Source organism: Curtobacterium sp. Csp1 (assembly GCF_013347185.1).
In genome coordinates, this window is the sequence record NZ_CP054594.1 from 2,802,820 (window position 1) to 2,825,988 (window position 23,169).

General features: G+C 70.8%; 23 protein-coding genes and 1 tRNA gene. 16 read left to right on the forward strand and 8 right to left on the reverse strand.

Annotation, left to right across the window (positions count from 1 at the left end; translation table 11 throughout):
* Window position 1: 1 nt before the first annotated feature.
* Window positions 2-1,186, reverse strand: coding sequence for a pyridoxal phosphate-dependent aminotransferase (locus HUN58_RS13475; RefSeq protein WP_180226155.1), 1,185 nt, complete (start codon window positions 1,184-1,186; stop codon window positions 2-4).
* A 196-nt stretch (window positions 1,187-1,382) separates the two neighbouring features.
* Between HUN58_RS13475 and HUN58_RS13480 the strand changes: the two genes are divergently transcribed.
* The 6 genes from HUN58_RS13480 to HUN58_RS13505 all read left to right on the forward strand — a co-directional run bounded on the left by HUN58_RS13480 (window position 1,383) and on the right by HUN58_RS13505 (window position 5,135).
* Window positions 1,383-1,455: transfer RNA gene (locus HUN58_RS13480), tRNA-Trp, on the forward strand.
* A 20-nt stretch (window positions 1,456-1,475) separates the two neighbouring features.
* Entirely contained in the window at window positions 1,476-1,754 is a 279-nt protein-coding gene (gene secE, locus HUN58_RS13485; protein ID WP_058741959.1) for a preprotein translocase subunit SecE, read from the forward strand.
* A 132-nt stretch (window positions 1,755-1,886) separates the two neighbouring features.
* A complete protein-coding gene (gene nusG, locus HUN58_RS13490; protein ID WP_180224922.1) occupies window positions 1,887-2,933 on the forward strand; it encodes a transcription termination/antitermination protein NusG in 1,047 nt (348 codons plus the stop codon).
* A gap of 142 nt (window positions 2,934-3,075) precedes the next feature.
* The gene (rplK, locus tag HUN58_RS13495; RefSeq protein WP_017888638.1) at window positions 3,076-3,507 is read left to right on the forward strand and encodes a 50S ribosomal protein L11; all 432 of its coding nucleotides are present in this window, start codon (window positions 3,076-3,078) and stop codon (window positions 3,505-3,507) included.
* A gap of 82 nt (window positions 3,508-3,589) precedes the next feature.
* The gene (gene rplA, locus HUN58_RS13500; protein WP_058741945.1) at window positions 3,590-4,279 is read left to right on the forward strand and encodes a 50S ribosomal protein L1; all 690 of its coding nucleotides are present in this window, start codon (window positions 3,590-3,592) and stop codon (window positions 4,277-4,279) included.
* 247 nt (window positions 4,280-4,526) lie between these two features.
* Window positions 4,527-5,135: a Pr6Pr family membrane protein gene (locus HUN58_RS13505; RefSeq protein ID WP_114849701.1), complete on the forward strand. Its 609-nt coding sequence runs from the start codon at window positions 4,527-4,529 to the stop codon at window positions 5,133-5,135.
* A 6-nt stretch (window positions 5,136-5,141) separates the two neighbouring features.
* Here the strand turns inward: HUN58_RS13505 and HUN58_RS13510 are convergent, their stop codons facing one another.
* Both HUN58_RS13510 and HUN58_RS13515 read right to left on the reverse strand, forming a co-directional pair.
* Window positions 5,142-5,720 carry a YqaJ viral recombinase family protein gene (locus HUN58_RS13510; RefSeq protein ID WP_254631693.1) on the reverse strand — a complete coding sequence of 193 codons (579 nt, stop codon included), beginning with the start codon at window positions 5,718-5,720 and terminating at the stop codon, window positions 5,142-5,144.
* Between the two features lie 208 nt (window positions 5,721-5,928).
* A complete protein-coding gene (locus tag HUN58_RS13515) occupies window positions 5,929-7,140 on the reverse strand; it encodes an ROK family transcriptional regulator (protein WP_180224924.1) in 1,212 nt (403 codons plus the stop codon).
* Between the two features lie 143 nt (window positions 7,141-7,283).
* On the opposite strand from HUN58_RS13515, the gene HUN58_RS13520 reads away from it, so the two are divergent.
* The 6 genes from HUN58_RS13520 (at window position 7,284) to HUN58_RS13545 (ending at window position 13,678) form a co-directional block, all read left to right on the forward strand.
* Window positions 7,284-8,030: a sugar phosphate isomerase/epimerase gene (locus HUN58_RS13520; RefSeq protein ID WP_180224925.1), complete on the forward strand. Its 747-nt coding sequence runs from the start codon at window positions 7,284-7,286 to the stop codon at window positions 8,028-8,030.
* Window positions 8,027-9,184: a Gfo/Idh/MocA family protein gene (locus tag HUN58_RS13525; RefSeq protein WP_180224926.1), complete on the forward strand. Its 1,158-nt coding sequence runs from the start codon at window positions 8,027-8,029 to the stop codon at window positions 9,182-9,184. Before HUN58_RS13520 ends, HUN58_RS13525 begins: the two co-directional genes overlap by 4 nt.
* A gap of 118 nt (window positions 9,185-9,302) precedes the next feature.
* Window positions 9,303-10,604 (forward strand): ABC transporter substrate-binding protein, encoded by a 1,302-nt coding sequence (locus HUN58_RS13530; protein ID WP_058741939.1) that lies wholly within the window; start codon window positions 9,303-9,305, stop codon window positions 10,602-10,604.
* A 191-nt stretch (window positions 10,605-10,795) separates the two neighbouring features.
* Window positions 10,796-11,788 (forward strand): carbohydrate ABC transporter permease, encoded by a 993-nt coding sequence (locus tag HUN58_RS13535; RefSeq protein WP_174777935.1) that lies wholly within the window; start codon window positions 10,796-10,798, stop codon window positions 11,786-11,788.
* Window positions 11,781-12,620, forward strand: a complete 840-nt coding sequence (locus tag HUN58_RS13540; RefSeq protein ID WP_180224927.1) for a carbohydrate ABC transporter permease — start codon at window positions 11,781-11,783, stop codon at window positions 12,618-12,620. Before HUN58_RS13535 ends, HUN58_RS13540 begins: the two co-directional genes overlap by 8 nt.
* A 113-nt stretch (window positions 12,621-12,733) precedes the next feature.
* On the forward strand, window positions 12,734-13,678 hold the full coding sequence (locus HUN58_RS13545; RefSeq protein WP_180224928.1) for a hypothetical protein: 945 nt from the start codon (window positions 12,734-12,736) through the stop codon (window positions 13,676-13,678).
* Window positions 13,679-13,697: 19 nt separating this feature from the next.
* Here the strand turns inward: HUN58_RS13545 and HUN58_RS13550 are convergent, their stop codons facing one another.
* The 3 genes from HUN58_RS13550 to HUN58_RS13560 are packed head-to-tail and all read right to left on the reverse strand — an operon-like array spanning window position 13,698 to window position 16,851.
* Window positions 13,698-14,432: a glycosyltransferase family 2 protein gene (locus HUN58_RS13550; RefSeq protein ID WP_180224929.1), complete on the reverse strand. Its 735-nt coding sequence runs from the start codon at window positions 14,430-14,432 to the stop codon at window positions 13,698-13,700.
* Window positions 14,429-15,832: a PIG-L family deacetylase gene (locus tag HUN58_RS13555; RefSeq protein WP_180224930.1), complete on the reverse strand. Its 1,404-nt coding sequence runs from the start codon at window positions 15,830-15,832 to the stop codon at window positions 14,429-14,431. The genes HUN58_RS13550 and HUN58_RS13555 overlap by 4 nt, the downstream gene beginning before the upstream one ends.
* The gene (locus HUN58_RS13560) at window positions 15,826-16,851 is read right to left on the reverse strand and encodes an acyl-CoA dehydrogenase (RefSeq protein ID WP_180224931.1); all 1,026 of its coding nucleotides are present in this window, start codon (window positions 16,849-16,851) and stop codon (window positions 15,826-15,828) included. The genes HUN58_RS13555 and HUN58_RS13560 overlap by 7 nt, the downstream gene beginning before the upstream one ends.
* Window positions 16,852-16,960: 109 nt before the next feature.
* Here HUN58_RS13560 and HUN58_RS13565 point away from each other — a divergent pair, with 109 nt between their 5' ends.
* From HUN58_RS13565 to rplL, 4 genes are all read left to right on the forward strand, one after another.
* Window positions 16,961-17,695: a response regulator transcription factor gene (locus tag HUN58_RS13565; protein ID WP_217488611.1), complete on the forward strand. Its 735-nt coding sequence runs from the start codon at window positions 16,961-16,963 to the stop codon at window positions 17,693-17,695.
* Window positions 17,692-19,143 (forward strand): cell wall metabolism sensor histidine kinase WalK, encoded by a 1,452-nt coding sequence (locus HUN58_RS13570; protein ID WP_180224933.1) that lies wholly within the window; start codon window positions 17,692-17,694, stop codon window positions 19,141-19,143. The genes HUN58_RS13565 and HUN58_RS13570 overlap by 4 nt, the downstream gene beginning before the upstream one ends.
* A 291-nt stretch (window positions 19,144-19,434) precedes the next feature.
* Complete coding sequence (gene rplJ / locus HUN58_RS13575) at window positions 19,435-19,950, forward strand: 50S ribosomal protein L10 (RefSeq protein WP_058741931.1); 516 nt, start codon at window positions 19,435-19,437, stop codon at window positions 19,948-19,950.
* Window positions 19,951-20,001: 51 nt separating this feature from the next.
* Window positions 20,002-20,385, forward strand: a complete 384-nt coding sequence (rplL, locus tag HUN58_RS13580; RefSeq protein WP_114849690.1) for a 50S ribosomal protein L7/L12 — start codon at window positions 20,002-20,004, stop codon at window positions 20,383-20,385.
* Window positions 20,386-20,544: 159 nt separating this feature from the next.
* Here the strand turns inward: rplL and HUN58_RS13585 are convergent, their stop codons facing one another.
* Together HUN58_RS13585 and HUN58_RS13590 are read right to left on the reverse strand one after the other, a co-directional pair.
* Window positions 20,545-21,471 carry a hypothetical protein gene (locus HUN58_RS13585; protein ID WP_180224934.1) on the reverse strand — a complete coding sequence of 309 codons (927 nt, stop codon included), beginning with the start codon at window positions 21,469-21,471 and terminating at the stop codon, window positions 20,545-20,547.
* A 186-nt stretch (window positions 21,472-21,657) separates the two neighbouring features.
* Window positions 21,658-23,082 carry an APC family permease gene (locus tag HUN58_RS13590; protein ID WP_180224935.1) on the reverse strand — a complete coding sequence of 475 codons (1,425 nt, stop codon included), beginning with the start codon at window positions 23,080-23,082 and terminating at the stop codon, window positions 21,658-21,660.
* Window positions 23,083-23,169 lie beyond the last annotated feature (87 nt).

The window sequence follows — 23,169 nt, forward strand, 5'->3', positions numbered from 1 at the left end:
ATCAGGCGGAGAAGAACGCCGCCAGGCGACGGACGCCCTCGGCGATGTCGTCGTCTCCCAGGGCGTAGGACAGTCGCAGGTAGCCGGAGGGGCCGAACGCCTCGCCGGGGACGACCGCGACCTCGGCGTGCTCGAGGATCAGGTCGGCGAGCTCGAGCGTCGTCGTGGGGGTGGAACCGGCCCACTCGCGACCGAGCAGCGCCGTCACGTCGGGGTAGACGTAGAACGCACCCTGCGGGGTCGGCGTGACGAAGCCCGGGATGGCGTTGAGGCCGTCGACGATCGAGCGGCGACGGCGGTCGAACGCATCGCGCATCGCGGCGACGGGCTCCTGCGGGCCGGTCAGTGCGGCGATCGCGGCGCGCTGGGACACGTTCGACACGTTCGAGGACAGGTGCGACTGCAGGTTCGACGCGGCCTTGACGGCGTCGGCCGGGCCGATGAACCACCCGACGCGCCAGCCGGTCATGGCGTAGGTCTTCGCGACGCCGTTCACCAGGATCGTGGTGTCGGCGAGGGTCGGGACCGCCTCGAGGATGCCGGTGAAGCGGACGCCGTCGTAGACGAGGTCCTGGTAGATCTCGTCGCTGATCACCCAGATGCCGTGCTCGAGGGCCCACTCACCGATGGCCTTCGTCTGCTCGGCGGTGTAGACCGAGCCGGTTGGGTTCGACGGCGAGCAGAACAGCAGCGCCTTCGTCGCGGGGGTCCTGGCGGCCTCGAGCTGCTCAACGGTGACGAGGTAGTCCTGGTCGCTGCCGGCGAAGACCTCGACCGGGACGCCGCCGGCGAGCCGGATGGCCTCGGGGTAGGTGGTCCAGTACGGGGCGGGCAGCAGGACCTCGTCGCCGGCGTCGACGATCGTCTGGAACGCCTGGTAGACGGCCTGCTTGCCGCCGTTCGTGACGATCACCTGCGCGGGGTCGACGGTCACGCCGGACTCGCGCGCGGTCTTGTCGGCGATGGCCTGCTTGAGCTCGGGGAGTCCGGTCGCCGGCGTGTACCGGTGGTTCTTCGGGTCCTGCGCGGCCTGGACGGCGGCGTCGACGACGTGCTGCGGCGTCGCGAAGTCGGGCTCACCCGCGGCGAAGGAGACGACCGGGCGGCCGGCGGCCTTGAGCGCCTTGGCCTTCGCGTCGACCTTGAGCGTGGCGGACTCGGCGATCGCCGCGACGCGCGAGGCGATGCGCGGTCGGTCCGCCTGCGCGGCGGGCTCGGGGGTGGTGGACTCGGGGCCGGGGGCTGCGGTGCTCACGGCCCCCAGCCTACCGACGCGGCGCGCCGGAGCATCCGTCAAGTGGACAGCGTGTGACGGACTCCCGTACACTCGACCACCGGCGCACGGAACGCTCTGCGGAACGTGGCCACGGGGTGTTCCCCCTAGGGCGGTGGCTCAATTGGTAGAGCAGCGGTCTCCAAAACCGCAGGTTGCAGGTTCGAGTCCTGTCCGCCCTGCAAGTCTGGAAGGTGTGAAGTTGGCGAGCAAGGACATGGAGACGACGACGGACGACGTCGTCGCGAAGGCCAAGGCCGATCGCGCTCAGCGCGGCGGTCCGTTCGCCGCCATCGCCCTCTTCATCCGCCAGGTCATCGGCGAGCTCCGCAAGGTCGTCACACCGACCCGCAAGGAGCTCTTCAGCTACACCGGCGTCGTGCTGGTCTTCGTCATCGTGATGATGATCCTCGTGTCGATCCTCGACTTCGTGTTCGGTCTCGGCGTCGGTTACGTCTTCGGCAACGGTCCGACGGTCTGATCCGACGGGCCCCTGCGGGCGTCCGGCTGGTCTGGGCGTCATCCGACAGGAGTACGGTCGCCCGAGACGGAACCGGACGCGCACCGCTCCGACCGCACACCCGATCCGCACCACCGAACGGAAAGAACCGCAGTGTCTGACAACTCCCGCGACGACATCGACCTCGCCACGGCTGCCGAGCAGTCCTCGGAGGTCGAGGAGAACCAGGAAGGCGACGTCGAGACGAGCGAGGGCCGCTCGGTCGAGTCCGCCGAGGAGCGTGCGATCTCCGTCGAGGACGAGGACGAGGACGACGATTCCCTCGGTCTGAGCGACGAGCCCGACGACGGCACGGTCGACGCCTCCATCGACGAGGCGCTCACGGCGCTGCAGGAGTCCCGCGACCCCGAGGCGGACGCTGTCGTGGACGACGCACTCGACGTCGACACCCTGGACGAGGCCGAGGCCGCCGTCGAGGCCGTCGAGGACGAGGAAGAGACCGAGCTCGAGGCGGAGACCGCCGCCGAGGCGAACGAGACGATCGCCGCGGACGAAGCCCTCGACGCTGACGACGACACCGAGGTCGACCCGTACGAGGCGTTCAAGGCCGAGCTGCGGATGAAGCCGGGCAAGTGGTACGTCATCCACTCCTACGCGGGCTTCGAGCGCCGCGTGAAGTCGAACATCGAGAACCGCATGGTCTCGATGTCGATGGAGGACTCGATCTACCAGGTCGAGGTCCCCATGGAGGACGTCGTCGAGATCAAGAACGGACAGCGCAAGCTGGTCACCCGCGTCCGGATCCCCTCGTACGTGCTCGTCCGCATGGACCTCAACGAGGACTCGTGGTCGGTCGTCCGCCACACCCCGGGCGTCACCGGCTTCGTCGGCAACGCGCACAACCCCACGCCGCTCCGCTTCGACGAGGCGTTCGGCATGCTGAAGTCCCTCGTGCAGGTCGCCGAGGCGGCCCCCACCAAGGGTGGCGCCAAGGGCAGCGGCTTCGCGCAGGCCCAGCCGCAGGCCGAGGTCGACTTCGAGATCGGCGAGACGATCACCATCAAGGAGGGCTCGTTCGCGGGTCTGCCCGGTTCGATCTCCGAGATCAAGCCCGAGAGCGGCAAGCTCACCGTCCTCGTCTCGCTGTTCGAGCGCGAGACGCCGGTCGAGCTCAGCTTCGACCAGGTCACCAAGCTCTAGTCCGATCCGCGAGATCGGGTAGACTACTGAGGTTTGGCCCCGTGCGCTGACGCGTGCGGGGCTTCACCGCGGTCCGGATCCGCCGGACCAGCGGGAGAGTGCACGGGTCCCCGTGCGTTCGATTCCAGGAGGAAAGCGAAGAATGGCACCGAAGAAGAAGGTCACGGGCCTGATCAAGCTGCAGATCAACGCGGGCGCCGCCAACCCGGCCCCGCCGATCGGTCCGGCGCTCGGTCAGCACGGCGTGAACATCATGGAGTTCTGCAAGGCGTACAACGCCGCGACCGAGTCGCAGCGCGGGAACGTCGTGCCGGTCGAGATCACCGTCTACGAGGACCGTTCGTTCACGTTCGTCCTCAAGACCCCGCCGGCCGCGGAGCTCATCAAGAAGGCTGCGGGTGTGCAGAAGGGGTCCTCGACCCCGCACACGGTCAAGGTCGCGAAGATCTCGATGGACCAGGTCCGTCAGATCGCCGAGACGAAGCAGGCCGACCTGAACGCCAACGACATCGAGCAGGCCGCGAAGATCATCGCCGGCACCGCTCGTTCGATGGGCATCACGGTCGAGGCCTGAGCCTCAGCGCCACACACACCCCAACCTTTCCGTGGGAGAGCCTCGCCGGCTCGTCAACCACGTAGCTCCTGAGGAGAACACCATGGCGAAGAAGTCCAAGGCCTACCAGGCCGCGGCCGCGAAGATCGAGGCCGACAAGTTCTACACCCCGACCGAGGCCGTCGCCCTCGCGAAGGAGACCGGGTCGGCCAAGACCGACTCGACCATCGAGGTCGCGCTCAAGCTCGGCGTCGACCCGCGCAAGGCGGACCAGATGGTCCGCGGCACGGTCATCCTGCCGCACGGCACGGGCAAGACCGCCCGCGTCATCGTCTTCGCCGTGGGCGCTGCGGCCGAGGCCGCCATCGCCGCCGGTGCCGACGAGGTCGGTGGCGACGAGCTCATCGCGAAGGTCGCCGAGGGCTACACCGCCTTCGACTCGGCCGTCGCGACCCCGGACCTCATGGGCAAGGTCGGTCGACTCGGCAAGGTGCTCGGCCCGCGTGGCCTCATGCCGAACCCCAAGACCGGCACCGTGACGCCGAACGTGGCCCAGGCCGTGAACGACATCAAGGGCGGCAAGATCGAGTTCCGCGTCGACAAGCACGCCAACGTGCACTTCGTCGTCGGCAAGGCCTCGTTCACGCCGGAGCAGCTCGACGAGAACATCTCGACCGCGCTCGAGGAGATCGTCCGTCTCAAGCCGTCCGCCTCCAAGGGCCGTTACATCACGAAGGGCGCCGTCTCGACGACCTTCGGCCCCGGCATCCCGCTGGACGTCAACGCGATCTGACGACCTTCGGCACAGGGCTGGTTCAGGCCATCCCGCTGGACGTCGACGCGATCTGACGACCTTCGGCACAGGGCTGGTTCAGGCCATCCCGCTGGACGTCAACGCGATCTGACGACCTTCGGCACAGGGCTGGTTCAGGCCATCCCGTTGGACGTCGACGCGATCTGAATCTGATCGACCAGGAGACCCGCACCGCTTCCGGTGCGGGTCTCCTGCGTTCCGGCCCGGGTCCGGATAGCGTGGTGTCGTGCGGACCATCGTCAACTCGCTCCGGCTGATCGCCGTGATCGCCATCGTGGCGGCAGTGCTGGCCCAGTGGCTCGTCAGCTCGAAGTCCCACGACTACCTGTTCTGGAACTTCTTCGGGTACTTCACGATCCAGTCGAACATCCTCATCGCGGTGGCCCTCGCGCTGACGCTCGTCGCCGCTGCTCGCCGGAAGCGCGGCGACGTCCTCGTCAGCGGGGTCCGCGGTGCGGCGACGGTCTACATCGCCACGACCGGCGTCGTCTACAACACGCTGCTCGTCGGGGCAGCTGTCGAGAACACGGTGCCGTGGTCCAACGACCTGCTGCACAAGTGGATCCCGCTGTACGCGGTGCTCGACTGGCTGCTCTTCTCGGACCGGGCGCGCCTGCTGCTACGGCACGTCTGGTGGTTCCTGGTCTACCCGGCCGTGTGGCTCGCGGTCGTCCTGATCCGTGGCGCGACCGACGGGTGGGTGCCGTACCCGTTCCTGAACCCGGAACAGGGCTACGGGGTGGTGAGCCTGTACTGCCTCGGGGTCGCCGTCTTCATCGGGCTGATGGGCATCCTGGTGGTGGGGATGAGCAGGTTGCGGATCGTGAAGGTCTGACGCCGGTCAGGTGCGGAACGCCCGCAGCTTGTCCAGCACCAGATCGGCGAGCTGTACGAGGCCGCGGATCTGGTCGTCGTCGCGGTCGATCCACCGGCACTCCGGCTCGTCGGCGACGGGGACGAACCCGTCGTGGCGCTCCCAGACGAACAGCGTGCGGTCGGCGCCGAGCACGTACTGCTGCCACCAGACCTGCCGCAGGTAGTGCCGCGGGATGCTCCGCCATGCCTTGCCCGTGGTCTTGATCTCGGCGAGGACGAGTCGCTCCGACGCATCGAACCCGACACCGTCCGGGGTGGCCAGGTGTGCGCGGTTCGTGCTCGCGTGGAACAGGTGTGCCGAGGGCTCGATGCCGTGCGTGGCGGCGACCCAGGCGGCGATCACGGGTTCGCGGTCCTTGCCGTGCTCGGTGAAGGCGTTGCCGGAGAACCGGGAGCCGTAGCGCTTGTCGGTGACGACCGCCTCGACCGCGCGGGGTGACGCGAGCCGCGCGACGTCGGTCGCGGTGATGCCCATCGCGCGCGCCCGCAACCAGGCGACCCGGTCGGAGGAGTGCGCGACGATCCGCTCGGTGTGCCCTCGCAGCGCGGTGAAGGCGTCGTGTCGTGCCGCCGCGGCCGGGGCGACCGGCGTGGCGGACGCGGGGCGATCCTCCAGGCCGGGGTCCAGGTCGCCCCACAGGGTGGGCTGCACGATCGTCACCTGACGATTCTCACCCCGCGCGCCGACAGCGCGGTAACCGACGCGCGCGGCGCCCGGCGACAGCGCGATGACCGACGCGCGCAGCGCGCGGTCAGGAGACGAGAGCCCGGCGCTCCGCGAAGACGACGAGTTCGTCGACCCCGGCAGGGGAGAGGGCGTAGTTGATCGCCAGGGCGGCGGCGCCGTGGAGTGCCGCGAGCGATCCCGCGTGCGACTGGGCGATGACGAGGTGCTCGGTGGCGAGGGGCATCGAGCGGGAGTAGACGACCTCGCGGACGCCGGCGAGCAGGTGCTCCCCGGCGCGGGTGATCGACCCGCCGAGCACGATCACCGACGGGTTCATCAGGGAGACGCAGGTCGCGAGCACCTCGCCGATGTCGCGCCCGGCCTGGCGCACGGCGCCGATCGCGTCGAGCTCCGCGCGGTTCACCAGGTCGATGACGTCGCCGCTCGTGTGCACGTCGTGCCCCTTCGCCCGGAGGGCACGGGCGATCGCGGGACCGGAGGCGACGGCCTCGAGGCACCCGGTGTTGCCGCAGTGGCACGGCACGTCCTCCGCGCGGGACACCCGCACGTGGCCGATGTCGCCCGCGGTGCCCTGCGCGCCGCGCTGCAGTGCGCCGTCGGAGACGATGCCGGAGCCGATGCCGGTCGCGACCTTGACGAAGAGCAGGTGGTCGACGCCGGACCAGCCGTGTCCGCGTTCGCCGAGCGCGGCGATGTTCACGTCGTTGTCGACCAGGACGTGGGCGGGCACGTGCGCGCGGAGCCACGCGGGGACGTCGAAGCCGTCCCACCCGGGCATGATCGGCGGGTTGGCCGGACGCCCGGTGGAGAACTCGACGGGACCGGGGACGCCGATGCCGATCGCGATGACGTCCTCGCGGGCGCGGCCGACCTCGTCGAGGAGCGCGTCGATGGTCTCGACGAGCCAGGTCAGGGTCGGTACGGGGCCGGCGGCGATGTCGATCGCGGCCTCGCGCGTGGCGAGCGGAGTGGCGACGAGGTCGGTCACCGCGACCCGGCCGTGCGAGGCACCGAGGTCGGCGGCGACGACGAGTCGGGCGCGGGGGACGAGTGCGACCTGCGCGGGTGGGCGGCCGCCCGTGGAGGCGGCGGTCTCGACGGGGCCGACGAGTCCGACCTCGATGAGGGCGTCCAGGCGCACGGCGATGGTCGAGCGTGCGAGTCCCGTCAGGGCGGCGAGCTCCCCGCGGGTCCGCGGCACTCCGTCGCGGAGGATCTGGAACAGCTCGCTCGTCCCGACCGGAGGCGACGCTGCCGTCCGTGTCGTGTCGACCATGTCGGGAGTGAACCACACATCGATCGCGCCACGCAACGAAGATCGTCGACGAAGTCACAACTTTTGCTTGACCGCCGACAGAAGCGGTCATAGTGTGACGCTCGGTCAGTGACGATCCACCATCTCGACGAGGAGAACCCCTGGTGACGCAACCCCTCTCGGTCCAGCTCTACACGGTGCGCGACGCGCTCTCGGCGGACCTGCTCGGCACGCTGCAGCGCATCGCGGGCATCGGCTACACGGACGTCGAGGCCTTCGGCTTCGTGGACCGCGCCGAAGCCCTGCGCGACGCACTCGGCGAGTCCGGCCTCCGTTCCCCGAGCGGCCACGCCCGACTGCTGGACGCCGGTGAGCAGGACCTCGAGCGCATCTTCCACGCCAGCACCACGATCGGCCTCGGGACGCTCATCGACCCGCACATCGACGAGGCCCGCTGGACGACCCGCGAGGACGTCGAGGCGATCGCCCGCGAGCTCAGCGCCCTCGCCCCGCGTGCGGCCGACCACGGTCTGACGCTCGGCTACCACAACCACGCGTTCGAGTTCTCGAACCGCATCGACGGCGTCTCGGCCTACGAGGTCTTCGCCGACGCGCTCTCCGACGACGTCGTGCTCGAGCTCGACACCTACTGGGTGACCGTCGGTGGCGACGACCCCGTCGCGGTGCTCGGCAAGTACGGCGACAAGGTGCAGTTCCTGCACGTCAAGGACGGCGACGGCTCGCACGACGACAAGCAGCAGGTCGCGGTCGGCAACGGCATCATGCCGATCCGCGACATCGTCGCCGCCGCTCCCGACGCCCAGCACGTCGTCGAGCTCGACGACCACGAGGGCGACGTGTTCCAGGCCGTCGCCGACTCCTACACGTTCCTCCAGGGGGCCCGAGCATGACCGACACCACCACGACCGCAGCCGCGTCGACCGACAGCGCCCGCCGCACCGGTCCCGTCGGCGTCGGCGTCGGCGTCATCGGCGCCGGGGTCATCTCCGACCAGTACCTGTCGAACCTCACCGCGTTCCCCGACCTGCAGGTCCGGTTCATCGCGGACATCGACGAGCCGCGCGCCGCCGCACAGGCCGAGAAGTGGGGCGTCCCCGGCTCCGGCTCGGTCGCCGAGCTCCTGGCGGACGACGACGTCGAGATCGTCGTCAACCTGACGATCCCGGCCGCGCACGTCGAGGTCGCCCTGCAGGCCCTCGCCGCCGGCAAGCACGTCTGGGGCGAGAAGCCCTACGCGCTCGACCGGGAGAGCGCCGCGCAGCTCCGCGACGCCGCGGCCGCCGCGGGCAGGACCGTGAGCGTCGCCCCGGACACGTTCCTCGGCGCCGGGCTGCAGACCGCCCTCCGCACGATCCGCGAGGGCCGCATCGGCACGCCGCTCAACGGCCTGACGCTCTTCCAGAGCCCCGGACCGGAGTCGTGGCACCCGAGCCCCGAGTTCCTGTTCGCGTACGGTGCCGGTCCGCTGTTCGACATCGGCCCGTACTACATCACGACGCTCGTGCAGGCCTTCGGCCCGGTCGCCAAGGTGACCGCGACGGCGTCGAAGTCCCGCGCCACCCGGACGATCGGCTCCGGCCCGAAGGCCGGCACGGACTTCCCGGTCGAGGTGCCGACGAACCACTCCGCGCTCATCCAGTTCGAGGACGGCGGGAGCGCGCAGAGCGTCTTCTCGTTCGAGTCGGACCGCGGGCGCACCGGCTTCGTCGAGATCGCGGGGGAGACCGGCACGGTCGTGTTCCCGGACCCGAACAACTTCGACGGCGACACCGAGCTGTACGCGCACGGTGCCGACGGCCCCGAGACGATCCCCGCGGTCGGCTCCACCTACTCGCGCGGCACGGGCGTGGTCGACCTCGCCCGCTCGCTCCGCGCCGGGGAGGGCAACCGGGTCCCCGGTGCCCTCGCCTTCCACGTCCTCGACGTGATGGTCTCCATCGCCGAGGCGGCCGAACGTGGTGAGACCGTGCTCGTGGAGAGCACGGTCGAGCCCTCCCCGACCCTCCCCGAGGGTTGGGACCCCGCGGAGCAGACCCTGTCCTGACCCCAGGACGGGCCCGCTCCGGCCCGCGCGTCGGCCACACGGCCGGCCCGCACCCACACAGCAGCACCCGACACGCACCACCCTCAGCACCATCTCAACGACGAGAAAGTAGAGAGTCATGCGCACTGCCATCCGCGCACTGGCCATCACCGCGGCCGCGGCACTCACCGTGACCGGCCTGGCGGCCTGCTCATCCGGGTCGTCCGGTTCCTCCGGCGACGGGAAGACGCTCACGTACTGGGCGTCGAACCAGGGCACGTCGCTCCAGAACGACAAGGAGGTGCTCACCCCCGTCCTCGAGAAGTTCACCAAGGAGACCGGGATCAAGGTGAACCTCCAGGTCATCGGCTGGAACGACCTGCAGAACAAGATCCAGACCGCCGTCACCTCGGGCCAGGGCCCGGACGTCGTCAACATCGGCAACACCTGGGCCACCTCGCTCCAGGCCACCGGCGCCTTCCAGGAGTTCGGTGACTCGGAGATGAAGGCGATCGGCGGCGCCGACAAGTTCGGCAAGGTCGCACTCTCCACCGGTGGTGCGCCCGGCAAGACCGTCACGAGCGTCCCGCTCTACGGCCTCGCCTACGGCCTGTACTACAACAAGCAGATGTTCAAGGACGCCGGTCTCGAGGCGCCGACGACGTGGGAGGACCTCACGGCGGACGCCAAGAAGCTCACCTCGGGCGACAAGTACGGCTTCACCATCGCCGGTGGTTCGTACACCGAGAACTCGCACTTCGCGTTCATCACCTCGGCGCAGAACGGCGGCGAGTGGTTCGACAAGAGCGGCAAGCCGACCTTCACCGAGAAGGCGAACGTCGACGGCATCAAGCGCTACCTCGACCTGATGCAGTCGGACAAGGTCGTCAACCCGTCGAACGCGCAGTACGACAACGGCACGCAGGCGGTCTCGGACTTCGCGAACAAGAAGGCCGCGATGATGCTGACGCAGAACAACGCGAACGCCACCATCACGTCGCAGGGCATGACCACCGACGAGTTCGGTGTCGTCCCCTTCCCGACGACCGCTGACGGCAAGGACATCGCGTCCTTCCCGGCCGGCATCAACCTGTCGATCTTCAAGAACACGAAGAACAAGGACGGCGCCCTGAAGTTCGTCAAGTACATGACGAGCGAGGAGACCCAGACCACGCTGGACAAGCCGTACGCGGCCCTGCCGGTGCTGGCCTCGGCTGCGGACTCGGTTACCGACGAGCAGACGAAGACCTTCCTCGACATCTACAACAACAAGGCGAAGCCCCTCCCGCTGGTGCCCGCCGAGGACCAGTTCGAGTCGACTGTCGGCAAGGCGATGAACGACATGTTCGCCAAGATCGCCACCGGCTCGACGGTGTCGGACAGCGACATCAAGTCGGCGCTGCAGACCGCGCAGGACCAGGTCTCGCAGGCGGCCGGTTAGTCGGCCTGGAGGCCCGGGGCGCGTCCGCAGGACGCGTCCCGGGCCCCGCCCCTCCGCACCCGGCCGCGTGCCGGGGGTGAGCCGATCGGCTCACGCATGCCGCGCCTCCAGGCCGCTGCCACGGCCCGACCGCCACCGCGGTCACGAGACGCGAAGCACCCGATCCCATCCTCGCCGGAAGGCCACCACCCATGACCACCTCGGTCCTGCCCGAATCCGAGCGCATCGACCTGACGCACACGAAGGCGCCGACCCTGTCGGGGCCGCAGCCCGGCCGTAAGCCCAAGCGACACTGGCTGCCGTACGCGCTCGTCGCACCGGCGATCCTGTTCGAGCTGCTCATCCACATCGTGCCGATGCTCGTCGGCATCTGGATCTCCTTCATCCAGCTCACCAAGTACTTCATCGCGAACTGGGGCGCCGCACCGTTCGCAGGCTTCCGGAACTACTCGGTCGTCGTCGACTTCGACCAGGCGATCGGCAAGGGCGTCCTCAACTCGTTCCTGATCACGTGCGGGTTCACCGTCCTGGTGGTCGGGCTCTCGTGGACGTTCGGCATGGCCGCCGCGGTCGCGCTGCAGAAGCCCTTCAAGGGTCGCGGCCTGTTCCGCACGCTGTTCCTGGTGCCCTACGCGCTGCCGATGTACGCCGGCATCATCACGTGGAAGTTCATGTTCCAGCGTGACTCCGGCGCGATCAACCACATCCTGGTCGACCAGCTGCACCTGATGGGGCAGGGGCCGTTCTGGCTGATCGGGTCGAACGCCTTCGTCTCGGTCGTCGTCGTGGCGATCTGGAAGACCTGGCCGTTCGCGTTCCTCATGCTCATGGCCGGCCTGCAGTCGGTGCCGAACGATGTCTACGAGGCCGCCTCGGTCGACGGCGCGAAGCCGTTCCGGCAGTGGCGCTCGATCACGCTGCCGATGGTCCGCCCGGTCAACGTGACGCTCGTGCTCGTGATGTTCCTCTGGACGTTCAACGACTTCAACACGCCGTTCGTGCTGTTCGGTTCGACCGCGCAGCCGCCGGCCGCCGACCTGCTCAGCTTCCACATCTACAACGCGTCGTTCATCACCTGGAACTTCGGCTCCGGTGCCGCGATGAGCGTGCTGCTCCTCATCTTCCTGCTCATCGTCACGGGCATCTACCTCGCCGTGACCAACCGGAGGTCCGTCCGTGCGTGAGACATTCGGCGCCAAGTCCTTCAAGGTCGTCACCCTCGTCCTGCTGACCCTGTTCACGGTCGTCCCGCTCTACGTGATGATCACGACGGCGATCAAGCCGCTCGGCGACGTCCAGAACGACTTCACGTGGATCCCGACGAACATCACCCTGCAGCCGTTCATCGACATGTGGTCGACGGTGCCGCTCGGGCAGTACTTCATCAACTCGCTCGTGGTCTGCACGGTCGCGACGGTGTTCTCGCTCATCATCGCGACGTTCGCCGCCTACGGGGTCTCCCGGTGGAACTTCACGGGCAAGAGCACCTTCACCACCGCGGTGCTCTCCACCCAGATGTTCCCCGGTGTGCTGTTCCTGCTCCCGCTGTTCCTGATCTTCACGAACCTCGGGAACGCGCTCGGCATCCAGCTCGTCGGGTCGTGGACCGGCCTGATCATCACCTACCTGACCTTCACGCTGCCGTTCTCGATCTGGATGCTCGCGGGGTACTTCGAGACCATCCCGCGGGAGCTCGACGAGGCCGCGATGGTCGACGGCTCGGGTCCGATGGGTGCCCTGTTCCGGGTGATCCTGCCCTCGGCCCGTCCGGGTCTGGTCGCGGTCGGCATCTACTCGTTCATGACGGCGTGGGGTGAGGTGCTGTTCGCCTCGGTCATGACGAACGGCAACGGGTCCACCCTGGCGGTCGGTCTGCAGCAGTACTCGACGCAGACCAACGTGTACTGGAACCAGATCATGGCGGCGTCGCTCGTCGTCTCGATCCCCGTCGTGGTGGCGTTCCTCATCGTGCAGCGCCAGTTCGTGGCCGGCCTGACCGCGGGTGCGGTGAAGTAGGGGCGGCTGCCCGCCTGCCCGAGACTCGGCTCGGCGGACGGTTTCGTGGCCTGAGGGCCGCGGAACCGTCCGCCGGGCCGAGTCTCGTTCCACGACGACGACAGGATGGACGCATGACCGACACCACCCGCGGGCGGCAGCTGCTGCCCGGACAGACGAGCCGCGTGCACGTGTACGACCTCGCGTCGCGGACGAGCCGACCCGTGTTCGCGTCGCGGACCGTGCTCGTCGAGGCGCCGAACGTGCTCGACGAGCGCACCCTCGTGCTGAACGGCGACGGTGACCTCTGGCTGCTGCGCCTGCCCGACCCCGGGAGCGACGTCGTGCTCGACGAGTCCGCGCTCGTCCGCGTGCCGATGCCCGGGGTCACGGAGATCAACAACGACCACGTGCTCGACCCCTCCGGGACCTCCGTCGTGGTGAGCGCCCGCGACGGTGAGCTGTACCGGGTGCCCCTGCCCGACGGCGGCTCGGCGGAGCGCCTGACCGACACCGCGGCCGTGCTGCCGGTCGTCCGGAAGTACTACCTGCACGGCATCGCCCCGGACGGCAGCGCGCTCGCCGCGATCGTGGGGGAGCGCACGGTCGACGGGGTCTGGACGACGGACGTCGCGCTCGTCGACCCGGCCACCGGCGCCACGACGTTCCTGACCCGTGACGCGCACCCGGACGACGGCTGCGCGATCACCCCGGACGGCCGTACCGTCCTGTTCAACACCGAGCGCTTCACCCCGGGGACCGCGCAGCTCGCGGCGCTCCGACTCGACGGCGGCGGCCCGGTCCGCCTGACCGCGGACGAGCGGGTGGACTGGTTCCCGCACCTGTCGCCGGACGGGCAGCACCTGCTCTACCTGTCCTACGGACCGGGTGTGCAGGGCCACCCCGCCGACCACCCCGTCGAGCTCCGGCTGCTCCCGGGTGTGCTGACCCGCGGCGCGCGGGTGGCCGTCGTGCCGGAGACCCTCGTCGCGCTCCACGGTGGCCAGGGCACGGTCAACGTGCCGCCGTGGTCGCCCGACTCGACGTGGTTCGCGTACTGCGACTACCCGGTGGCGTGACCGCCGAGCCCGGCTCCGCTCAGCCGGCGTCGCCGTAGGTGCGGCGCAGGTGCTCCGCGTACCCGCCGGGCGTCCGACCGTCGAAGCGGCCGCTCGTGACGACGGGCAGCGCGGTCGTCGCGCGGACGTCGAAGCCGAGTGCTCGGGCCCGCTCGACGAGTCGGACGTCCTCGTGCTCCGGTACGGGATCGAACCCGCCGACCGCTCGGTCGACGTCCGCCCGGACCCCGAGGTTCGCGCCGTGCACGTGGCCGAGCGTCGACCCGGGCGGGTGGGCCGCACGCCAGCGCCGGAGCACCTCGGGTTCCAGGTCGTCGGGGTCGGGCACGACCGCGCCGACGAGCAGGTGGCCGCCGTCGACCAGCACGTCGGCCTGCTGCACGAGCCAGTCCCGGTGCACCCGCGAGTCGGCGTCGGTGTGGGCGAACCAGTGTCCGGACGGCGGCACGTCCGCGGCCACCGTGCGTCGGGCGAGCAGCACGCCGAGCGCCCGGGCCCGACCGACCCCGACCCGGTCCGAGGTGTGCACCGCGAGGGTGCCGTCCGCCCAGGTCCGATCCGTGCGGACCGCGGCGTCGACCGCAGCGGCCGTGCCGTCCGTGCAGCCGTCGAGCACGAGGGTCACGCCGACCGCGGTGCCCGGGTGGGCCCGTCGAACGGTCCGGACGGCGACGGCCAGCGCCGCGAGCGACCGGCCGATCGTGGTCTCCTCGTCGTGCGCGGGGACCACGACGTCGATGCGGTGACCGCTCACCCGACGAGCCCCTCCGCACGCGCGACCGAGGGCACCGCGGCACCGGGGAACACCGTGAGCACGAAGTCCGGCTCGACGTGCTGCACGAGCGCCGGTCTCGGCCACCGCCGGGCGATCGCGGTGTGCACCGTGTCGCCGTCCGACACGGCGTGGTCGTCCGCGTGCCGCCAGTGGCAGGCGACGAGCACCCCGTCGTCGTCGTCGAGCGTGTCGAGCACCCGGTCCACGGTCCGGTCGAGGTCGTCCGGGGACAGGTAGTAGCCGACCTCGCTGAGGACGACGAGGTCCCGGCGTCCCTCCGGCCACTCCCCGGGGAACGCAGCGAGGGCGAACCGGGCCGACGGCGCGCGGCGTCGGGCGCGCTCGAGCGCCGCCGCCGCGAGGTCCGTGCCGAGGACGTCGTCCGCCCGTTCGGTGAGCGCGGTGGTCAGGACGCCGGTGGCGCACCCGAGCTCGAGCGCCGACCGGAAGCGTTCGCGGGGGAGCGCCGCGAGCGTCATCGCGCGCTTCCGCCGCTCGTACCAGGAGCCCTCGAAGTCCCAGCCCTCGGGCTTCCGGGCGTAGTGCGCGTCGAACGACTCGCGCGACCTCGACTGCACGGGCGCGAAGTACCACTCCTCGGCGCGCAGGTGGTGGGCGGCATGGCGGGCGTCCACCACCGCCTCGTCGCCGGGCGCCGGGGAGAGCGGTCGGGTCTGCGACCGGTGGGCATCGAGGGCCCGCGCCTTGCGGTCTCGCACGGCGGCGGCGAGGTGCAGCGCGCGCGCCCGCGACCACGGCATCGCAGCGGCAGCGGCAGCGGCATCAGCGGCATCAGCGCCACGAGCGTCGGCATCGGTGGGGGGCGCGTCCCAGTGCCACGCCCAGATCGGGTACGCCAGGAGCGTCGCCCCGGGGGTGGCGGCCACGACCTGCTCGGCGACCTCGCCCGCGACGCGGTGGTCCCGGTGCCCGTCGCCCCGCCAGGGTGCGACCACGAGCGTCGGGCGCACGGCCCCGGCCAGCCGCCGGACGAGCGCCTCGCGGAGGACCTCGGCGTGCTCGCGGACCCCGCCGTCCGGCACGTCGAGCTCGGTGGCGGTCGCGGTCGGGTGCAGCACCCGGAGCGCCGCACGGAACTCGGCGCCACGACGCTCGGCCAGCGCCGCGGGCGTCGTCGTGGGGGAGTCGGGGTGGGAGCGCTCGCCGCGGGTGCCGAGGAGCACGTGCACCGGGATCCCGGCGTCGGCCGCGGTCGCGACGAGTCCGCCGGCGCCCAGGGTCTCGTCGTCCGGGTGCGGTGCGACCACGACGACCGACCCGGTCCCACGCAGGTCGACCCTGTCCGGGTCGAGACCCGCGAGGAAGGTCGTCCAGACGGCGGGATCGGTGCCGGGGTCCCGGTGGTCGAAGCTCACCACGCGACACCGCCGTGCTCGAGGACCTTGCGGCCGATCCGGGCGAGGTCCCGGTCCCCGTGGTCCTGCAGCACGTACAGCTCGAGGTCGGCGACCCGCGCGGCGACGGCGCGGTCCGCGGTCAGCGGCGCCGGACCGACCGTGCGGACCACACGCTCGCGGACGGTGTCGACGGCTCGGCGCACCCGCGACCGGGTGACCTGAGCGAGGAAGGACCAGTCGGTGTCGTCGTCGGTGCCGTCGATGCGGGCGGCGGCCGCGGCCAGGGCGTCTTCGGCGTCGGCGAGGTCGGCAACGGTCACGCCGAGTGCCGCCTGGAGCAACTCCGAGTCCGGCCGCGTCGCCGCGAGGGACCGGAGGACCCGGGCCAGCCCGAGCGCACCACCCCACCAGCAGGCCGCGACACCGATGCCGCCCCAGGCGAACCCCGGTCGGGTCAGGTACCACCCGGGCCCACCGACCGGGACGGCCCGGACGTCCACGAGGTCGACCGGCCCGCTCGGGACGTCCGGCATGCCCCTGGCCACCCAGGCCTCGTCGTGCACCGTCACCCCAGGCTGACGGAGGTCGACGGCGAAGAGCTGTCGGTCGTCGCCGACGTGCGCGGTGACCAGGGCGTGCGAGAGCGACGACGCCAGGGAGCACCACGGCTTCGTCCCGTCGAGCCGGAAGACCCCCGCACCGCCCTCGGTCGCGTCGACGCGGAGCCCCGGGGCCTCGGCGGCGAAGACGCCGAACGTGGCGTCTGCCGGAGCCGGCACGCCCGCCTGCGCGAGGATCGCCAGCGCGTCGAGGTGCGGCTCGACCGTCCGAGCGGTGGCGACGTCCGCGGCGGCGACCGCGGCGAGCGTCGCGAACACGGCACCCGACGTGCCGGCGGTGATGACCGGAGTGGTGGACGCGAGGGTCCGCGCGACCGCGAGCCGACCGGCCGGGGTGGCACCGTGCCTCCCGGCCGTGGCCTCGACGTCCGCGGTGGCGACGTCCCGCGCGGAAGCGGGCCACGCGGGGGACCGGAGCATGTCGCCGCTACCGAGTGGCCCCTTCGGACCCTGCCCGGCGATCCACAGAGCGCGGAGGGGCGCTGCACAGACGGCTCATAGGAATTGCTCGATACTCGAAGACGTGACCATCTCCCAGCCCGCAGCAGCCCCGCGTCTCTCCCGTGCCGACGGATCCCCGTTGCGCATCCTCGTCGTCGACGACGAGGCCAGCCTCACCGACCTGCTGTCGATGGCGCTCCGCTACGAGGGCTGGGACGTCAAGAGCGCGAACGGCGGGCAGGAGGCCCTCGCCACGGCCCGGGAGTGGAAGCCCGACGCGATGGTGCTCGACGTGATGATGCCGGACCTCGACGGGCTGCAGGTGCTCGGTCGGCTCCGGCAGAACAACGACGACACCCCGGTGCTGTTCCTCACCGCGAAGGACTCCGTCGAGGACCGGGTGACCGGGCTCACGGCAGGTGGCGACGACTACGTCACGAAGCCGTTCTCGCTGGAGGAGGTCGTGGCGCGGCTCCGCGGACTCATCCGCCGGTCGCAGATCTCGATCTCCGAGGCCGGGGACTCCCGCATCGTCGTCGGCGACCTCGTGCTCGACGAGGAGTCCTACGAGGTCTCCCGCGCCGGACGCCCGATCGAGCTGACCGCCACCGAGTTAGAGCTGCTCCGCTTCCTCATGCGCAACCCGCGCCGCGTGCTCTCGAAGGCGCAGATCCTGGACCGCGTCTGGTCCTACGACTTCGGCGGCAAGTCCTCGGTCGTCGAGATCTACATCTCGTACCTGCGCAAGAAGATCGACGCCGGCGAGACCCCGATGATCCACACCGTCCGGGGCGTCGGGTACGTCATCAAGCCGACGTCGTGACGCTCCGCCGCCGGCTCGTCCTGAGCATCGTCGCGCTCGTGGTCGCCGTGAGCGCGGTGATCGGTGCCGGCAGCATCCTCGCGCTCGCGTCCATCCAGCGCTCGGCGATCGACCAGCAGCTGCAGTACGCGACGAGTCGCGCGCAGCGGTCCGTCGAGCAGCAGCAGGGCGGCGGGAGCCCCGGGATCGACATCGGCCGTCCGAGCGGGCAGGCCGCCGGCACGCTCACCGTCTACTTCCTGAACGGCGACGTGGCGGTCGGGACCGTGCTCGACAACGACGGGGCGGTCGACCGCATCGGCACGGACGTCGTCCGGCCGCTCGGCGGCGTGACCGTCGACGGACTCCCGCACACCGTCGACCTCGGCGGTGACCTCGGGCGCTACCGCGTCACCGCGGTGTCGCTCGGGACCGCGGTCCTCGTCGTCGGCCTGCCGATGGCCCCGGTGTACGAGAGCATGTGGAAGCTCCTCGGCGTCGTCCTCATCGTCACCGTGGTCGCGCTCCTCGTCGCGTCGCTCGTCGCGGCCGTCGTCGTCCGCCGGTCGCTCCGCCCGCTCGAGCGCGTCGCGGAGACCGCCTCGGCCGTGGCCCGGATGCCCCTCGAGCGGAGCGACGCGCTCGACGGGGTCCGCGTCCCCGACACCGACCCCCGGACCGAGGTCGGCCGGGTCGGCACCGCGTTCAACCGGATGCTCGGGCACATCGGGAACGCCATGCAGGCCCGCGAGCGCTCGGAGCAGAAGGTCCGCCAGTTCGTCGCGGACGCCTCGCACGAGCTCCGCACGCCGCTCGCGTCGGTGCGCGGGTACGCCGAGCTCACCCGACGGATGGGCGGCGACCTGCCGCCGGACGTCGTCTACGCCATGGGCCGGATCGAGTCCGAGTCGCTCCGGATGACGAGCATGGTCGAGGACCTGCTCCTGCTCGCCCGTCTCGACGAGGGCCGCGAGGTCCAGTTCGCCGAGGTCGACCTGACCGGCCTGGTGTTCGACGCCGTCAACGACGCGCACGCCGCCTCGCCGGCGCACGAGATCGCCGTCGAGGTCCCGGACGAGCCCGTGGTCGTCCCCGGTGACGCGGCCCGGCTGCACCAGGTCATCGTCAACCTCGTCACGAACGCCCGGACGCACACCCCGGACGGCACCCGGATCACGGTCGGGTTGGCCCCGGCTGCCGGCGGTGTGGACCTGACCGTGCGGGACGACGGGCAGGGCATCGCCCCGGAGTTCCTGCCGAAGCTGTTCGAGCGGTTCGCCCGGGCGGACAGCTCGCGGTCGCGGAGTGCGGGGTCGACCGGGCTCGGGCTCGCGATCGTCGACGCGGTCGTGCAGGCGCACGGCGGGACGGTGTCGGTCGCGAGCGTGCCGGGGGACACCGTGTTCACGGTGCACCTGCCGAGCACGCGTCCGGTCGCGCCCGCCGACGTGGTGGCGGCGACCGCATGACGGACGGGAGGCACGGGGCGGGCCCCGCCCCGTGCCTCCCGTCCGTGGGTTGGTCGCCACCCGCGTCCTGTGGTACCGTTCTCGAAGCCAAAGACCGCCGGTCGTCTGTGCGCTCGCGCACAGACCGAAGGTCCTCACTCGTGAGGAGACCAGCGCAGGTGTTCAGACCCACTCCTCTTCGCCGGGGAGCAGCTCCGAGCCTCTGCGCCGGAGCTTTTTTCATGTGTGCGGACTGTGCTCGTCACAGTCATCGACCCGGGGCTAGCCGGCAAGAAACCCCCAAGGAGAACCATGGCGAACAAGGAAGCTGCGGTCGCCGAGCTCACGGATGCATTCCAGAGCTCGAACGCCGTTCTGCTCACCGAGTACCGCGGTCTCACGGTCGCGCAGCTCAAGGAGCTCCGCAACTCGATCCGTGAGCACGCCACGTACGCCGTGGTGAAGAACACGCTGACCAAGATCGCGGCGAACAACGCCGGCATCACGTCGTTCGACGACGAGCTCGCCGGTCCGTCCGCTCTCGCCTTCGTCCACGGTGACACCGTCGCCGTCGCGAAGTCGCTGCGTGCATTCGCCAAGGCGAACCCCCAGCTCGTGGTGAAGGGCGGTTACTTCGACGGTAACCCGCTCACCGCGACCGAGGTGGACAAGCTCGCCGACCTCGAGTCCCGTGAAGTCCTGCTCGGCAAGCTCGCCGGCGCCTTCAAGGCCTCGCTGTTCGGTGCTGCGTACCTGTTCCAGGCACCCCTCTCGCAGGCCGTCCGCACCGTGGACGCCCTCCGCGAGAAGCAGGAGTCCGCGGCCTGACCAGGCACGCGTTCATCAACCACACGTACTAGCTAGTAGTAGGAGAAAATCATGGCGAAGCTTTCGCAGGACGAGCTCATCGAGGCCTTCAAGGAGCTCACGCTCATCGAGCTCTCGGACTTCGTGAAGAAGTTCGAGGAGGTCTTCGAGGTCACCGCTGCTGCCCCCGTCGCGGTCGCCGCGGCCGGTGGCGCCGCTGCCCCGGCCGAGGAGGTCGAGGAGAAGACCGAGTTCGACGTCGTGCTCAAGTCGGCCGGTGACAAGAAGATCCAGGTCATCAAGGAGGTCCGTGGCCTCACGTCGCTCGGCCTGGGCGAGGCCAAGGCGCTCGTCGAGACCGCCGACGCCAAGATCCTCGAGGGTGTCAACAAGGAGACGGCCGACAAGGCGAAGGAGGCCCTCGAGGCCGCCGGCGCCACGGTCGAGCTCGCGTAAGTACTGCTTACGGCTCTTCGCGAAGGCCGCTGCCCCTCGGGGTGGCGGCCTTCGTCGTGTGCGGGGGCGGCGCGGGTCGGGCGGGAGTTCACGCGCTGAGCGACACTTCACGGCGGCAGGCGCGCGTGAAGTGTCGCTGAGCGCGTGAGCTGCTCTGGCTCACACCGGGACGCCGTGTGCGCGGAAGAGCGCTCGGAGTCGGTCGAGCTCGACCAGGTGCCACCACGTCGCCCGGACGACCGTACGGACGGCGGGCAGCGCCCGGACCCGGTCCTCGCGACGCTTCTCCGCCCAGAGCACGTCGCCGGGGTCGCGTCCGTCCAGCATCGTCGGGTCGACGTACTTCTGTCGCCCGTCGAACTCGACGACCACCCCCAGGGACGGGAACCAGAAGTCGAGCCGGTCGATCGTGCCGTCGGCGTGCCGTACCAGCGCCTGGCTCACCCACGGCGGCATGCCCAGCTCGACGAACCGCGCGGCGGCGAAGGACTCCCCGGCGGACTCGTGGAGCGGGTCGAGCGCCTCGAGCACGGCGGCGGCGCGGACGGACCCACGGGCTGGTCGTCGGGGGACGTGCTGTTGCAGCTCGTCGATCCGGACCTGCTTGCGGCGGACGGCGGCATCGACGGCAACCGCTGCGACGTGCAGCGCACACGACGTCGCGAGCATCACGGCCGTGTCGAGGGCCGAGGTGACGGGAACGCCATCGAACGCCGCGGGGTCGACGGCGGTCCGCGGGACGCCGGGGTGACGGATGACACCAGCTCGGTGCTGGATGACCGTTGCGTTCGGATCGAGCACGTGGACCCGATCGCCGACGTCCCCGATCCAGGGCCAGCCGTGGATCATCGCGGCGGTCCCGTGCGAGAAGACGGACCCGGGACGCAGCAGCGGCGCGACGGCACGGGCGCGGGTGAGGTGTCGTTCGTGGAGGGCGAGGCCTTCCCAGACGTCGCGCTCGATGAACACCCCGGGCAGCAGCCGCACGAGACTGCCCGCCGCGTGCCGACGCTGCAGGGTCCGAGCGGTCGCCGGGTCGGCGGGGGACGTCCGGAGGATCGGTGTGCGCTTCCGGTGTTCGTGCATGCGCCGATCGTGGCCGTGCCCGGGCGGGTCCGGGGTGGGATCGGCGGGACCGGTGCACGACCTCCGCAGCGACCGGCTGTGTGGAGGACGGATGGCACGGGCTCAGCGACAGGTCACGGGCTGACCGGCGCGTGAGGTGTCGCTGAGCGCGTGAGGACGCAGCAGGGCGCGGGGCCGCCGGGCGCGTCAGCGCAGGGTGCTGTGTCGGCGGCCGTAGGCCAGGTAGAGCACCACGCCGGCGAGCATCCACAGCCCGAAGGCGATCCACGTGTCGGCTCCGAGGAACACGGCGAGCAGGACGCAGGAGAGCGTGCCGAGCACCGGGACGACCGGGAAGAGCGGGACGCGGTACGAGCGCTCGAGGCCGGGCCGGCTGCGGCGCAGCACGAGCACCGACACGTTGACCAGGGCGAACGCGACGAGGGTGCCGATGCTCGTGGCGTCGGCGAGCTCCCCGAGCGGCACGAGCGCCGCGACGACGGTCACGACGACACCGACCACGAGGGTGCCGACGACGGGCGTGCCGGTGCGGTGGGAGACCCGGCCGAAGAGCTTCGGGACGAGTCCGTCCCGCGCCATCGTCAGCAGGATGCGGGTCTGGCCGTAGAGCACGGTGAGCACGACGCTCGCGATCGCGACCACGGCGCCGACGGAGAACACGAGCGCGACCCAGGGCTGGCCGGTGACGTCGACGACGATGCGGACGAGCGAGGCCTCGTCGGCGGAGAACGACGTCCACGAGCGCGCTCCGATCGCGGCGATCGCAACGAGGATGTAGAGCGCGGTGATGAGCGCGATCGACCCGATGATCGCGCGGGGGAGGTCCCGGCGGGGGTCCTTCGCCTCTTCGCCCGCGGTCGACGCGGCGTCGAACCCGATGTACGAGAAGAACAGGCGCGAGGCCGCAGCGGTGACGCCCGCGGCACCCATGGGTGCGAGGGGCTCGAAGTTCTGCGCGCGGAACGCGGTGAAGGCGACGGCGACGAAGAACACCAGCAGGGCGATCTTCACGACGACCATGAGCGTGTTGACCCAGGCGCTCTCGCGCGCGCCGGGCAGCAGGACCGCCGTCGCGAGCAGGACCAGGAGCGCCGCGGGCAGGTTGACGACCCCGCCGTCGCCCGGGGGCGCTGCGAGGGCCGTCGGCAGGTGCAGACCGAAGACGCGGAGGGTCTCGTCGACGTACTCGCTCGCACCCACGGCCACGGCGGCCACGGACACCGCGTACTCGAGGACCAGGCACCAGCCGCAGACCCAGGCGATGCCCTCGCCCATCGTCGCGTACGTGTACGAGTAGCTCGACCCCGACGTCGGCACCGCGCCGGCCATCTCGGCGTACGACAGCGCGGAGAGCAGGGCGGCGACCCCGGCCACGACGAACGAGATCCACACGGCCGGTCCGGCGAGGGGCACCGCGGTCCCGAGCACGACGAGGATGCCGGTGCCGAGGGTCGCGCCGACGCTGATCATCGTCAGGTGCCACACGCCGAGCGAGCGGCGGAGCGGCGCACCGTCCACGCCGCGCGCGGCCTCGGCCTGCAGCTGCTCGATGGGCTTGCGCCGAGCGAGCTGCTGGCGGAGCGACGTGGGGCGGGTGGGCGCGGACGTCATGGGACCTCTGTGGAGCCGGGGAAGGGGACTGCTGATGGTCGCACGGCCCCTGAACGGGGTCAAATACGGGCCGCCCCGCCACTGTCC